This is a genomic window from Actinopolyspora sp. BKK2 (assembly GCF_011291845.1).
GTDB classification, from domain to species: domain Bacteria; phylum Actinomycetota; class Actinomycetes; order Mycobacteriales; family Pseudonocardiaceae; genus Actinopolyspora; species Actinopolyspora saharensis.
In genome coordinates, this window is record NZ_JAANTE010000001.1 from 249,227 (window position 1) to 262,735 (window position 13,509).

General features: G+C 69.1%; 10 protein-coding genes. 4 read left to right on the top strand and 6 right to left on the bottom strand.

The genetic code is table 11. The features are described 5' to 3' along the window. Positions 1–294 precede the first annotated feature (294 nt). Positions 295–933, top strand: a complete 639-nt coding sequence (locus G9Q41_RS01185; RefSeq protein ID WP_092521607.1) for an acetate uptake transporter family protein — start codon at positions 295–297, stop codon at positions 931–933. Between the two features lie 86 nt (positions 934–1,019). On the opposite strand, the gene G9Q41_RS01190 is transcribed toward G9Q41_RS01185, so the two are convergent. Continuing rightward, entirely contained in the window at positions 1,020–2,006 is a 987-nt protein-coding gene (locus G9Q41_RS01190) for a malate dehydrogenase (RefSeq protein WP_092521606.1), read from the bottom strand. A gap of 209 nt (positions 2,007–2,215) precedes the next feature. Between G9Q41_RS01190 and G9Q41_RS01195 the strand changes: the two genes are divergently transcribed. Next, positions 2,216–2,941, top strand: coding sequence for a 3-keto-5-aminohexanoate cleavage protein (locus G9Q41_RS01195; protein ID WP_165631553.1), 726 nt, complete (start codon positions 2,216–2,218; stop codon positions 2,939–2,941). 1,240 nt (positions 2,942–4,181) lie between these two features. After that, positions 4,182–4,442 (top strand): hypothetical protein, encoded by a 261-nt coding sequence (locus G9Q41_RS01200; protein WP_017974860.1) that lies wholly within the window; start codon positions 4,182–4,184, stop codon positions 4,440–4,442. A 103-nt stretch (positions 4,443–4,545) separates the two neighbouring features. Here G9Q41_RS01200 and G9Q41_RS21675 read toward each other — a convergent pair whose 3' ends face one another. The 5 genes from G9Q41_RS21675 to G9Q41_RS01225 all read right to left on the bottom strand — a co-directional run bounded on the left by G9Q41_RS21675 (position 4,546) and on the right by G9Q41_RS01225 (position 12,488). Beyond that, positions 4,546–5,028 (bottom strand): STAS domain-containing protein, encoded by a 483-nt coding sequence (locus G9Q41_RS21675; RefSeq protein ID WP_347567441.1) that lies wholly within the window; start codon positions 5,026–5,028, stop codon positions 4,546–4,548. Positions 5,029–5,213: 185 nt separating this feature from the next. Then, on the bottom strand, positions 5,214–7,163 hold the full coding sequence (locus G9Q41_RS01210) for an aconitate hydratase (protein ID WP_165631721.1): 1,950 nt from the start codon (positions 7,161–7,163) through the stop codon (positions 5,214–5,216). Between the two features lie 262 nt (positions 7,164–7,425). Further along, complete coding sequence (locus G9Q41_RS01215) at positions 7,426–9,798, bottom strand: ATP-dependent Clp protease ATP-binding subunit (protein ID WP_165631552.1); 2,373 nt, start codon at positions 9,796–9,798, stop codon at positions 7,426–7,428. A gap of 103 nt (positions 9,799–9,901) precedes the next feature. Further along, positions 9,902–10,567 carry a phosphoribosyltransferase family protein gene (locus G9Q41_RS01220; protein ID WP_092521596.1) on the bottom strand — a complete coding sequence of 222 codons (666 nt, stop codon included), beginning with the start codon at positions 10,565–10,567 and terminating at the stop codon, positions 9,902–9,904. Positions 10,568–10,754: 187 nt separating this feature from the next. Further along, complete coding sequence (locus tag G9Q41_RS01225; RefSeq protein ID WP_092521594.1) at positions 10,755–12,488, bottom strand: ABC-ATPase domain-containing protein; 1,734 nt, start codon at positions 12,486–12,488, stop codon at positions 10,755–10,757. A 225-nt stretch (positions 12,489–12,713) separates the two neighbouring features. On the opposite strand from G9Q41_RS01225, the gene G9Q41_RS01230 reads away from it, so the two are divergent. Continuing rightward, complete coding sequence (locus G9Q41_RS01230) at positions 12,714–13,493, top strand: lysozyme (RefSeq protein ID WP_165631551.1); 780 nt, start codon at positions 12,714–12,716, stop codon at positions 13,491–13,493. Positions 13,494–13,509: the final 16 nt, after the last annotated feature.

Sequence of the window (13,509 nt, forward strand, 5' to 3'; positions counted from 1 at the left end):
CGGCACGACCGACTTCCGCGCCCGACGGGCGCCCACCCCTCCACGCGCAGCGCCCCGAATGTCTCCAATGTCCGATTGTCGCGCGACTCGGTGGTCGTTCGTCGTGTCACGACCACCATTCGACGCACCCCACTAGGCGATCCGGGGGTGAGTGATTTAACTTACCGTAGCTTGTGTCACACAGGCCAACGACAACCGACAACAGAACAGCAAGTTCGAAAATGCCCGACGTGTCCGAAAATTCGGTTCCAACGCGAAATTTCCGGGCCGGACACACTGAGAGGAACGAGGGTATTGGCTGCCGAAAACAGCAATGACAACACCACCGAGAAGAACCACCCGGCACCGCCGCCGGACCCCACGGCCAGCATCGCCGACCCCGCCCCGCTCGGACTGGCCGCCTTCGCGCTGACCACCTTCGTGCTCAGCGTCTTCAACGCCGGTCTGCTCAGCTCCGACCTGGAACCGGTCGTGCTGCCGCTGGCCCTGTTCTACGGTGGTCTCGCCCAGTTCGCGGCCGGCATGTGGGAGTTCCGCAAGGCCAACACCTTCGGGGCCCTGGCCTTCACCTCGTACGGATCGTTCTGGTTGTCCTTCGCGGCGTACGTGCAGTTCGTCGTCGGCGACCTCGGATCCGACGCAGCCACCGCGACCGGGCTCTACCTGCTCGCCTGGGGCATCTTCACCGCCTACATGACCGTGGCCGCCACCAGGGTCAACGTCTCCGTGCTGGCGGTGTTCGTCGCCCTGACCCTGACCTTCTTCCTGCTGGCCATCGGTGACCTCGCCGGCTCCGACGCGATCGCCCAAACCGGCGGCTGGGTCGGAATCGTGACCGCGATCCTGGCCTGGTACGGATCGTTCGCCGGGGTCACCAACTTCACCTACAAGCGCACCGTACTGCCGGTGGGACCGCTGACCCCCTCCAGCTGACCCCACGACACGGCCAGCCCGGAAAATCGGGGCCGGTGGGAATCCCGGAGATTCCCACCGGCCCCGAAGCACAACGAACCGCCCGCTCAGGCCAGTCCGAGCCCGCGAACGGTGTCACGCTCCTCGACCAGCTCCTGCACCGAAGCGTCGATACGCTCCCGCGAGAACTCGTCGATGTCGAGCCCGCGCACGATCTCGTAACGCCCGTTCCGCGCCGTGACGGGGAACGAAGAGATCAAGCCCTCCGGAACACCGTACGAACCGTCCGAGACCACACCGGCCGAAGTCCAGTCCCCCTCGGCCGTGCCGTTGACCCAGGTGTGGACGTGGTCGATGGCGGCATTGGCCGCTGAAGCCGCCGACGAAGCCCCACGGGCGTCGATGATGGCCGCACCACGCTTGGCCACCGTGGGGATGAACTCGTCCCGCATCCAGTCCCGCTCGACCAGATCAGCCGCGACCTTGCCACCGACCTCGGTGTGGAACAGGTCGGGGTACTGCGTGGCGGAGTGGTTGCCCCAGATCGCCAACCTGCGAATCTCGTCGACCCCCACACCCAGCTTGGCGGCGAGCTGCGCCTGGGCGCGGTTGTGATCCAACCTCGTCATGGCGGTGAAACGCTCCGCGGGAACATCGGGAGCGTGCGACTGGGCGATCAACGCGTTCGTGTTCGCCGGGTTGCCCACGACCAGCACCCGCACGTCCTCGGCGGCATGGTCATTGATCGCCTCGCCCTGGGGCTTGAAAATGCCACCGTTGGCCTCGAGCAGGTCACCCCGCTCCATCCCCTTGGCACGAGGACGTGCACCGACGAGCAGGCCGATGTTGGTGCCGTCAAAAGCCTCCCGAGTGTCATCGGTGACATCGATGCTGTGCAGCAGGGGGAACGCGCAGTCGGTCAGCTCCATGGCCGTGCCCTCGGCGGCCTTGACCGCCTGGGGGATCTCCAACAGCTTCAGCTTGATCGGCGTGTCCGGACCGATGAGCTGCCCGGAAGCCAACCGGAACAGCAACGCATAACCGATCTGACCGGCAGCACCGGTAACAGTCACGGTAACGGGGGAACGAGTCATCGAGTTCTCTCCTGGTCGCCGGGTATTACAACGGTGATGCTATCCACCGAACAACCGACAACCAGGGCCCCCGGCAACGGATCACACCCACCACACGCGACCGCGCCCACGAAACCGATTCAGCCCCGAAACCCCGACACGCAGCCGAAACGCCCCGACCTCCGGAAATCCGTGTTTCGCCCCGCACGGCGATCACGCAGAATGAACCCATGCTGCAGGTCTGCCTCAACGGCGCCCGAGGTCCCCGGGAACACCACCATCTGCCCGTGCAACCCCCCGACCTCGCCAAGGCCGCGGCGGACAGCGTCACGGCAGGCGCCGAGGACATCCACCTGCACCCCAAAACCCCCGACGGCACGGACAGCCTGGACCCGGCGACGGTGGCCGCCGCCGTGAACGCCGCGCGCGCAGCCGCCCCCGGAATCCCGGTGGGAATCACCACGGGCACCTGGACCGCCCCGGACACCCGATCAAGGCTCACAGCGATCGGGGAGTGGACGGTGCTGCCCGACCACGCTTCGGTGAACTGGCACGAGCGGGGAGCGGAGGAAATCGCCCTCGCCCTGATGGAACGCGGCATCGGGGTGGAGGTCGGTATCCACTCGGGAACCAACGCGGAGGAGGACTTCGCGCAGTGGCCCCAGCGCGGCCGAGCGCTGCGCGTGCTCGCCAGAGTCACCGATCCCACCCGGAACGGAGCCGCGAACACGGCCACGACGCTGCTCGACCGACTCGAACGCCTCGCCCCCGGAAACCTCCCGGTCCTGCTGCACGGAAGGGGAGCAGGGGCGTGGTCCGTCCTCGGACTGGCCAAACGACGGGGGCTGCACGCCCGCATCGGATTCGAGGACACGTTCACGCTGCCCGGCGGGGACATCGCCGAGGACAACGCCGCGCTGGTCACCGAAGCGGTGCGGACACCACCGCACACCTGACTGCCCGCAGGCGTGCAACGACGCGCACCCGTGCCGGAGCCGCCGAAACGCACGATGCTTCGAACGAGCGGGCAGCAGCGGGCAGTTCCGCCGCGGCGCTGTTCCGGCCGGCAGCGGTAGGAGTCCGGACCGCCTCGAGATGATCTCGCGGGGCATCGGAGCCGGGCGGTGGCACCGCGGACGCGGCTCCGAGCACACGTGCGGACCACGACAACGGCCGGTCGCGCGGGGGCCTCGCCGTGCCGCTCGAGGCCCGCGACTCGAGGCTCGCGGGACGACTCCGCGCTGATGCGTCCGGCAGGCCACCCGGATAACGCGGACAACACGGCGGTGGAGGGGCGCGACAAGCTTTACTTAACATAATGTGTATTATCGGATATTTGCTTCGAGTGGAGTGCGGTGCACGAAAGCCCCGGAAGCCCCGGCTGTGTTCGACTGTGCACGAAGCCGCGCATCGGTGCGGGCGGCGCGAGCTCGTTGCGGCGCGCCCCGCGCCGGAGCCCGTCCGCGCACCGGCGGACTTGGCCGCGAGCCACACGGCGGCCGCGTCGGCGGCCAGGTCGGCTCGGCCCGGCCGCACAGCGATGTTGATCAGTGGCCTCGTGCGGAGCGCCCCCAGGTGGGCCGCAACCGGATATTCGTCACGGTGATTCTTGTGCCGCCCAGCAGGTCTCGATCACCTCGGTCCCTTGCGCCTTGGTCCCCGTGGCTCCTCCGGAAAGCTCGACATGCCCGCCCCTGCTCTTCCGGCAGCCTCAGCGGACTGCGGACTCATGCGCTTGCTCGTGCGGCGGACCGCGTGCATTCGTGCTCGGCCGCGGCTCGCTGCTGCCCCACCGAACCCCGCTCGATCGCTTCGCAGTTCCACAGAACATGGATAATGAATATTATCCACGAAATTGGGGATTTTCGTGGGCGCTCACCGGGCCACCGCCCGACTGTCGAGTTGCTTGCCCGCCCGGCTTCGCGGGCGAATCCCACGTGCCCGCTTTCTGGAGCGGGCAGCGCCCGGAATCCCGGCCACGTGCACGGCCCCGCCACGTTCGCCGCGACGGCTGCGCCGTCCCCTGCCCCGGGACGGCGCAGCCGCTCCCGGGTGCGACCCGTCGGGAACGGCTGCCCCCTCCCCTGCGTGCGCGGATCCGCCGTGACCTGGGCGCCGTCGGCGTGTGCGGTTGCCCCTTCCGCGCGGCGAACGCATGCTGTGTCCGCGCGAACGCGTTCGGTGAGGAGGATTGTGATGGCCAGCTGCGAGGTCTGCGGCAACGACTACTGGATGACCTTCGAAGTGCACACGGCCGGTAGCCAGGTGCACGTGTTCGACTCGTTCGAGTGCGCCGCTCATCGGCTGGCCCCGCACTGCGAGAACTGCGGTTGTCGCGTTCTGGGGCACGGCGTCGAGGACAGCGGGCAGTTCTTCTGCTGCGCGCACTGCGCGCGCACCGCCGGAGCGGCGATGGCCGGTGAACTGCGGGACGCGGTCGGCGCACACCCGAGCTGAGTGGTGACTCCACCCTCGGTGGTCGATCTTGCGGGCAGGCGGGGAGGATGCGGCTCGTCGTGTTCTCCCCGTTCCGAGGGGGCGAGGAGCCGGCCCGTGCGGCTCAGGGTCTCCGGTGCTGCGCCAGTGCGGCCTCGACGCTGTCGTGGCAGTTCAGGCCCGCGTCGATGCCGGTGAGGTCCAGGATTCGTTTCACGCAGCCCGCTCCGGGGACCACGTGCAGTTCGATCCCGCGCTGTTCGGCTCGTCGTTGTGCCCGTATCAGGAGTTCCGCGCCCGTGGTGTCGATGAACGACACCTCGCTCAGGTCGATGACCAGCGCGTGCAGCACGGCCGCGGTGAGCCGTTGGCGGATGAGCTCTGTGATGCGTGGTGCCGTGGAGAGGTCTATCTCGCCGTCCATGCCGATCACGGCGAGGCCGGGGGCCGGGCGTTGTATGGACATGCGCAGCGCCGGGTCGAGGCGATGTGCCCCGTGGGCGAGTTCGCCCTCCCAGTTGCGTCGGGTGGGAATCGTCGGTTGTGGCGGCGCTGCTGCGGCGTTGTTGGCCACCACGGCTTTGGAACCGGTTCGAGAAATGATCACATTTCCTCCCTTTCGGAGGGCACCGGTCGGCGGGACCGGGGGCGGCGACAGCCGCACGTGTTCCCCCGCCGTTCGGCGATCGGGATCGGTTCGTGCCTGTCTGCTCCAACCGTGGGTCCCACAGTAGTGGCCCTGCCGGGAAAACAACAACCGACGGTGTTTCCCGGCAGGGGCGGTGAGCTGGTTCAGCCGCTGCCGGTGGTGTTCTCGGCCAGCATGGGGATGAGTCCCCCGGCGAGGACGGCGCGGACCTGGCGGGGTGAGAGCCGGTGACGTACGCGGTAGTCACGTCCGCGTGTGGTGTTGTGCAGAGTCAGCTCCGTCTGCTGGTGCAGGTTCTCGTGCAGGCGCTGCAACTGCAGCACCTCGCCCTGGGTGAGGTCGTCGTAGTCCGCGGGGTCGATGAACTCCAGCGGCAGGATGCCGAAGTTGATCAGGTTCTGCCAGTGTATGCGGGCGTAGGACTTGGCCACGACCAGCTGCAGCCCCAGGTGGCGCGGGGTGATGGCCGCGTGTTCGCGGGAGGACCCCTGTCCGTAGTTGTCCCCGCCGACCACGGCGTGCCCGTCGCCGTGCTGCTGGGCGCGCCGTGGGTATTCGGGGTCGATGCGGGTGAAGGTGAATTCGGCCAGGGCGGGGATGTTGGAGCGCAGCGGGAGGGCTTGTGCTCCGGCCGGGGATATTTCGTCGGTGGAGACGTTGTCGCCGGTTTTGAGCAGCACGGTCAGTTCGAGCTGGCGTGGCGGCGGGGTGAATTCGGGCAGGGCCGAGATGTTGGGGCCCTTGACCGGTTCGATGGTCAGTGCTTGGTCCTCCTCCGGCGGGGCGAGCAGCATGCTGGTGTTGATCGAGGCCTGCTCGGGCAGCTGGGGTTTCGGGTCGGCCAGCTCGAGCTTCTCGGCCAGTGCGCGGGGGTCGGTGATGGTTCCGGTCAGGGCCGAGGCCGCGGCCGTTTCCGGTGAGCACAGCCACACGGAGTCTTCGGGGGTGCCGGAGCGCCCGGGGAAGTTCCGCGGGAAGGTGCGCAGGGAGTTCTGTCCGACCGCCGGGGCTTGTCCCATGCCGATGCAGCCCATGCAGCCGGATTGGTGGATGCGTGCTCCGGCGCCGATGAGGTCGGCGACGGCTCCGGTGCGGGCGAGGTCCTGCAGGATTTCGCGGGAGGTGGGGTTGATGTCGACGCTGACCGCGTCGTTGGTCGAGCGTCCGCGCAGCATGTTCGCGACCACGGCGAAGTCGCGCAGCCCCGGGTTGGCCGAGGAGCCGACGACGGTTTGGCTGACCTCCCGGCCGCTGACCTCGCTGACGGGGACCACGTTGTCCGGGGCGGAGGGTTTGGCGATCAGGGGTTGCAGGTTCGACAGGTCGATCTCGTCGGTGAGGTCGTACTGGGCGTCGGGGTCGGCGGCCAGTTCGGTGAAGTCGTGTTCGCGGCCTTCGGCGCGGAGGAAGTCGCGGACGGCCTCGTCGGAGGGGAACACGGTGGTCGTCGCGCCCAGTTCTGCGCCCATGTTGGCGATGACGTGGCGGTCCATGGCCGTGAGGTCGGCCAGTCCGGGGCCGTGGTACTCGATGATGCGGTTGACGCCGCCTTTGACGCTGTGGCGGCGCAGCATTTCCAGGATCACGTCCTTGGCCGACACCCAGGGCGGGAGTTGGCCGGTCAGGTGTATCCCCCAGATTTCGGGCATGCGGATGCGCAGGGGTTCTCCCGCGATGGCCATGGCGACTTCGAGTCCGCCGACGCCGATGGCCAGCATGCCCAGCGAGCCTGCCGCGCAGGTGTGCGAGTCGGAGCCGACCATGGATTTTCCGGGGATGCCGAAGCGCTGCATGTGGGTGGGGTGCGACACTCCGTTGCCGGGTTTGGAGTACCACACGCCGTAGCGTTGTGCTGCTGTGCGCAGGAATTCGTGGTCTTCGGCGTTTTTCTCGTCGGCTTGCAGAAGGTTGTGGTCGACGTACTGCACGCTGACTTCGGTGCGTGCCCGACGCAGCCCCAGTGCTTCCAGCTCCTGCATCACCAGGGTGCCTGTCGCGTCCTGGGTGAGCGTCTGGTCGATGGACAGCGCCACTTCGTGACCGGGGGTCATCTCCCCGTCCACCAGGTGATCGGCGATGAGTTTGTGGGCCATGGTTCGTGCCGTCACGAGGGTTCCCTTCCGCTGCCGATGTCTCGCGCACCGCTGCCCTGCTGTGCCCTGCTCCGTGTGGGCGGGTTCGGGCGTGGTTCGCGGGTGCTTGGCTGTCGGGTGCGGGGTACCCGGGCTCGCCTCGGTTGAAACGATCAGTCGGGGGTTTCGGCGCTGTGGGCAGCCGTCGCGGGGCGGTGCGCGCGGTGGCGCCCCTCCCCTCCCCCTGCGGTGTCGTGGTGGTGTCCGGTCTGCTCGGGGTGGGTCACCGCTGCGGGGCGACGTTGTCCGTTCGGGTGGCGTGGCGGCCGCTGGGGGCGGTGTCGATCAGTCGCACGGTCAGGGTGTTCTGGTCGGCGTCCACGCGCAGCCCGGTTCCCTGGGGGTGGTCGTCGTCCATGAGCAGGGTTGCGATGCGGTTGTGCAGTTCCCGTTCGATCACTCTTCTCAGGTGGCGGGCTCCGAATTCGCGGTGGTTGCCTCGGCGGACGATCCAGTTCACGGCCGAGTCGGTGATTTCCAGGTGGGTGTTGGTGTTGTGCAGGCGTTTGCGGGTGTCGTCGAGCAGCAGCAGGGTGATCTCGGTGAGCGCCTCGGCGTCGAGGGGTTCGAACGTGACGATCTCGTCGATGCGGTTGATGAACTCGGGCCGGAAGTGCGGGGCCAGTTCCTCGGCGGGGTCGGGTCGGTCCTGCGGGGGGAGGTCGAGGACCCGCTGGGCGCCGATGTTGGAGGTCATGATCACCACGGTGTTGCTGAAGTCGACCGTTCTGCCGGTCGAGTCGGTCAGGCGTCCGGCGTCGAGCACCTGCAGCAGGGTGTTGAGGATGTCGGGGTGGGCTTTTTCGATCTCGTCGAGCAGCAGCACCGAGTAGGGGCGTTTGCGGACGCTGTCGGTGAGTTGGCCCGCTTCGTCGTGTCCGAGGTAGCCGGGTGGGGCTCCGACGAGGCGGGAGAGGCTGTGCTTTTCCTGGAACTCGCCCATGTCGAAGCGGATGGCGCGTTCGTTGTCGCCGAACAGGGTGGTCGCCAGTGCGCGGGCGAGTTCCGTTTTGCCCACTCCGGTGGGGCCGGTGAACAGGAAGCTGCACAGTGGACGTTGCGGGTCGGCCAGTCCGGCTCTGGCGCGGCGGATCGTTTCGGCCACGGTGCGGGTGGCTCGGGGTTGGCCCACGACGCGTTGTGCGAGGTGTGTTTCCAGTTCGCGGAGTTTGGCTCGTTCGTCGGTGGCCAGTTCGGTGGTGGGGATTCCCGTGCGCGCGGCGACGATTTCGGCGATCGTGGCGGGGTCCAGCAGTGGTTGTCGTCGTGCCGTGGTGCTGCGTTCGTGGCGCAGCCGCAGCCGTGCGCAGGCGTGGTCGAGCACGTCGACTGCTTTGTCCGGCAGGGATCGGTCGGGGATGTGGCGGCTGGTCAGTTCCGCGGCCCGGTGCAGCGCCTGGTCGTCGATGCGGACGTTGTGGTGCTGTTGGAAGCGTTTCCGCAGGCCCTGCAGGATGTCCACCGTTTCGGTCACCGTCGGTTCGGGCACGGTGATCGGGTGCAGTCTGCGTTCCAGGGCGGGGTCCTTTTCGATGTGCCTGCGATACTCCTCGGTGGTGGTGGCTCCGATCAGGGGGAGTTCTCCGCGGGCCAGTGCCGGTTTGACGATGGTGGCCGCGTCCAGGGTGCCGTCGCCGGCTCCGCCGCCGACGAGCGCGTGGATCTCGTCGACGAACAGCACCAGTCCGGAGCGTTGCTCGGCGATCTCGCGGAGCAGTTCGCGCAGGCGTCGTTCGAGGTCGCCGCGGTGTTGTGTGCCTGCGACCAGGGCGGTCACGTCCAGTGAGACCAGTCGTTTGCCCGCCAGCGGTGTTGGTGCGGTCCTGTTGGCGATGCGGCGGGCGAGTTCTTCCACGATGGCGGTTTTGCCCACTCCTGGTTCGCCGAGCAGCACCGGGGTGTTCTTGTCGTGCCGGGCCAGCACTTCGGCGATCTGTTCGAGTTGGTGTTCGCGTCCGGTCACCGTGGCGGTGTCGTTGGTGGCGTGGGTGGTCATGTCGTTGCCGAACTCGTCCAGCCACGGTGTCGGGCTGGTGTGCTCGTCCGGTTCGGCGGAGTGGGTGCGGGCGCGGTTGCGTTCGCCCTGTTCGATGGCTCGTGCCAGGGCGCGTCCCGCGGCGGAGTCGGCGTCGGTGGCCACGCCGAGCAGCAGGTGTCGGGTGCCCAGCCGGTCGGCGCCCTCGTGGCGGGCTTGGCGGTAGGAGCCCAGCAGGGCGTGCCGTGCGGCGGCGGTCATCCACGGGTTGGGTTCGGTGGTTCCGCCGGTGGCGTCGCGGGCTCCGGCCAGGGTGCGCAGGCTGCGGGCCAGCCGGTCGACGGCGACTCCGGTTTCGCGCAGCATCCGCGCGGTGGGGCCGGTTTGGGTCAGTGCCCACAGCAGGTGTGTGTCGTCGAGGGCGCTGCTGCCCCAGTCGCGGGCGGCGTGCACGGCGGTGGACAGCACTGTGCGGGCCTGTTCGTCCAGCAGGCCGGCCTGTTCGCGGTTGGTTCCGTTCGGGGTGTGCTCGGTGTGGTGGTCCTCGGCGGGGGCGTTCATCAGCTCGTCGAGCAGCGACTCGACTCCCGGGGACGGGTCGGGGGTGCTGCCGCCACTCACGGGACACTCTCCATCTCGGCACGGGGCTGCGCGTGGCTCGGGCCACGCGGTTCGTCGTCCATCATGGACAATGCCGGTCCGGGGGTGCGTGGGTGGTCTCCCGTCACGCCGTGGACTCGGCGAGCAGTGTGCGCAGTTCCTCGTCGGCCACGGGGCGGAAGTCGCGGTACCACTGGCCGACGGCGGAGAACGCGGCCGGACGTCGCGGGCACACCACCAGGTCGGCTTCCTCGCCCAACGCGGTGACGGCCTCGGGCGCCCCGACCGGCACGGCCAACACGATACGTTGCGGTTCGGACTGCCGGACCCGGCGGATCGCGGCGCGGGCGGTCGCCCCGGTGGCCAGGCCGTCGTCGACGACGATCACGTCTCGCCCGCCCAGTTCGACGGGGGGCAGTTGCTGGTAGTCCCGTTCCTGCTGCTGGGCGTGGGCGCGTTCCTGCTCGCATTGCTGGTGCAGCTGGTGCTCGTCGAGCCCGAAGGAGCGCAGCAGTCGCTGGTCGTAGGTGGCCGGTCCTTCGGCGGCCACCGCGCCCAGGGCCAGTTCCGGCTGGCCCGGGGCCCCGATCTTGCGGGCCACGCTGGTCCGCACCGGGGCCCGCAGCGCGGCGGCCACCTGCGCGGCCACCGGGACGCCACCCCGCGCCAGTCCGAGCACCACCGGGTTGTCCAGCCGGTGCTCGGACAGTTCCTCGCCCAGTACCCGTCCGGCGTGCGCGCGGTCGGTGAACACGCTGTTGTCGGGTGCGGGGGTTTCACGTGCTGGCATGGTCGTCTCCTCGAGCCGCGCGGTTGGCCGGCGGCTGCGCCCCGCGCCGTGCTGGTGCGTCGGCGTGGGGCGGGGTCGTTCGTCCGGGAGGTGGGACGTTTTCGCTCCCCCGTGTGAGTACCCGATCCGGTCCCGGCTCGAAACGACGTCGGCGGCTCGAAGACCCCGGTGGCCCGTGCGGGGCTCGTCAGTCCCTGAAGGCGCCGACCCGCAGGGTGCGCAGCCGGTTGAGGGCGGCGGCGAGTTCGAACCGGCGGGGGACGGCGAAGTCGCCGACGTAGCGGTCGTCGACCGCGTGGATCCCTCGCTTGGTCACTTCCGCGTCGAAGGCGTCCAGCACTTCACGCACGGTGCGGTTGCCGTCGAGCAGTCCGGAGCGGGCGCAGGTGACCAGGGCCAGTCCGATGCCGGTCACCTGGCTGGGGTCGACGAGTTGTTCGACGGCGCGCAGTTCCACGGTGGTCTGGCCGAGCGTGAGGGCGTCGGTGCCGCGGGAGCGCACTTTGGGCCGGTCGGTGTCGATCGAGCGCGGGTCGGGCACGCGCGAGCGCACCGCGGGGAAGGTTTCGGCTTCGCGGTGGCGACCGGTGGGGGTGCTGGTCAGGCCGCGGGCGCGTTCGGTGACCTCGTAGCAGCGGTAGGAGTCCAGCATCAGCACCCGGTCGGCCACGTCCATGTAGTCGCCGGAGCCGCCCATGACCATCACCGTGGACACTCCGTGCCTGTCGTACAGCGGGCGGATCAGGTCCAGGAAGGGGGTCAGTGGTTCGGAGTCCTTGGCGACCAGTTCCTGCATCCGCGCGTCGCGGATCATCAGGTTGGTGGCGGCGGTGTCCTCGTCCAGCAGCAGCGCCTGCGAGCCCGCTTCGACCGCTTCGACGAGCGAGGCGGCCTGCGAGGTCGATCCCGAGGCGTTGTCGGTGGAGAAGTCGCTGGTGTCGGCGCCGGTGGGCAGGTGGCTGACGAACGGGCTGACATCGACCCGGTTGACTCGCCTGCCGTCCTCGGCGCGCACTTTGACCGTGTCCTCGCGGCAGACCACCAGTTCCCTGCCGTCGCCGGGCACGTGGTCGTAGATGCCGTGTTCCAGCGCGCGCAGCAGGGTGGACTTGCCGTGGAAGCCGCCGCCGACGATGAGGCTGATGCCCTCGGCGATGCCCATTCCGGCCACGCGGCCTCGGTTGGGCAGGTCGAACTCCACGCGCAGCGAGTCGGGTGAGGAGAACGGCACGGCTTGTTTCAGCGGGCGGTCGTCGATGCCGCTGCGTCGGGGCAGCACGGCCCCGTCGGCCACGAACGCCACCAGGTTCTGCTGGGGCAGTTGCCTGCGCAGCGCGTCGGTGTCCTCGATGGAGTCGACGAATTCCCGCACGCGTTGCTGGTCGGCCGTTTTCCAGCGCAGCCCGTTCTCGACGACGGAGGGCAGGTCGCGGCACAGTGCCTGCTCGGCTTGTTTGCCGTCGATGCTGCGGCCTTTGCCGGGCATGTCGATGCCCAGGCGCAGCACCACGGCCCCGTCGACGATTTGGCACGAGCTGCGGTCCAGCACCTGCTGGTGGCCTGCGTCCACGCTCAGCCTGCTGTCGCGCAGCCCGCGGTGCACCGCGCGCACCAGGGCTCCGGCCAGTCCGCGTGCCCGCACGGGGTTGGACCACAGGTCGGCGGGAAAGCCCGCGTGGTCGGGGTCGACGCGTACTTCGCAGCGGCTGGCGGGTGCGTAGGGGTCGGGTTGGACCTTCTGCACGTCCAGGGTGAAGCCGTCGAAGGACCAGTTTCCGCTCAGGGATTTGTAGCGCCCATAGCTGGCGCCGTGCATCGACCGGAGTTGTTCGCGTAGCCCGTCGGCGGTCCGTTTGGCGGCCGGTGGGCCTTGGGGACGTCCGCCGCCGGGGCCTCGGTTGTTGCTCGTTCGTTGTGCCATCCCCCGATGGGTACCCGAGGCGACTGTGAATATCCAATCGTGGTCGGCCCGGCGCGTGCTGCACGTGACACAGCACAAATCCGGTAGTGTCCACCGCGGATCCGGTCAACACGCTGCGTGACCGTTCTTGCACAGTCAGGCTCCCCGTCTGCGAGGAGGCTCAGCACCGTGATCGCCCTCCGCTCCCCTCGTTCTTCCCGTCGCCGTCGGGCACATCGAGGTCGTGTGACCGGCACCGCTCGTTTGGCGGGCGTGTTCGCGCTGGCCGTGGCCGGGGTGGGCAGCCCTGCCGCCGCCGTGCCCCATCCCGACGGTGTCGCCCCCGCTCCCCGGGATCCCGGTCCGTCCGTGCACGGCATGGACGTCAGTGGTCACCAGGGTGAGGTGAACTGGCGCGGCGCGTGGCAGTCCGGGGCCCGGTTCGCCTACGTCAAGGCCACCGAGGGAACCGGGTTCCGCAGTTCCACCTACCGGGCGCAGTCCTCCGGGGCACGCGCGGTGGGGATGCTGCGGGGCGCCTACCACTTCGGGCGTCCCGATGTGTCCGGAGCCGCCGAGCAGGCTCGTTTCTTCGTCGAGCACGGGGGTGACTGGGTGCCCGACGGGCGCACCCTGCCGGGGGTGCTCGACATCGAGTACAACCCCTACGGTCCCGACAAGTGCTACGGGTTGGGTCCGGCGAGGATGAGCCAGTGGATCGCCGAGTTCAGCGACACCTACCGGGAGTTGACCGGCCGCTTCCCCGCCATCTACACCACCAGGAACTGGTGGAACACCTGCACCGGGGGAAACACCGGTTTCGCGGGCAACAACCCGCTGTGGGTGGCCCGCTACGGCCCCGAGGTGGGGCAGTTGCCCGCGGGCTGGGACCAGCACACGATGTGGCAGCACGACAACGGGGGCACTTTCCCCGGTGACCAGAACCTGTTCAACGGTGAGATGGCGGCGTTGAAGCGGTTCGCGGCCGGCACGGCGCGGCAGCGGGCGGCCGCGGAGCGGTCGTGACCGCCGCGGCCGCCGG

Excerpts from the sequence above, each read along its gene's own strand:
- G9Q41_RS01210 (WP_165631721.1), bottom strand. The coding sequence starts at position 7,163 with ATGGCCCACAAACTCATCGCCGATCACCTGGTGGACGGGGAGATGACC.
- G9Q41_RS01225 (WP_092521594.1), bottom strand. The coding sequence starts at position 12,488 with ATGGCACAACGAACGAGCAACAACCGAGGCCCCGGCGGCGGACGTCCC.
- G9Q41_RS01190 (WP_092521606.1), bottom strand. The coding sequence starts at position 2,006 with ATGACTCGTTCCCCCGTTACCGTGACTGTTACCGGTGCTGCCGGTCAG.
- G9Q41_RS01220 (WP_092521596.1), bottom strand. The coding sequence starts at position 10,567 with ATGCCAGCACGTGAAACCCCCGCACCCGACAACAGCGTGTTCACCGAC.
- G9Q41_RS01200 (WP_017974860.1), top strand. The coding sequence starts at position 4,182 with ATGGCCAGCTGCGAGGTCTGCGGCAACGACTACTGGATGACCTTCGAA.
- G9Q41_RS01195 (WP_165631553.1), top strand. The coding sequence starts at position 2,216 with ATGCTGCAGGTCTGCCTCAACGGCGCCCGAGGTCCCCGGGAACACCAC.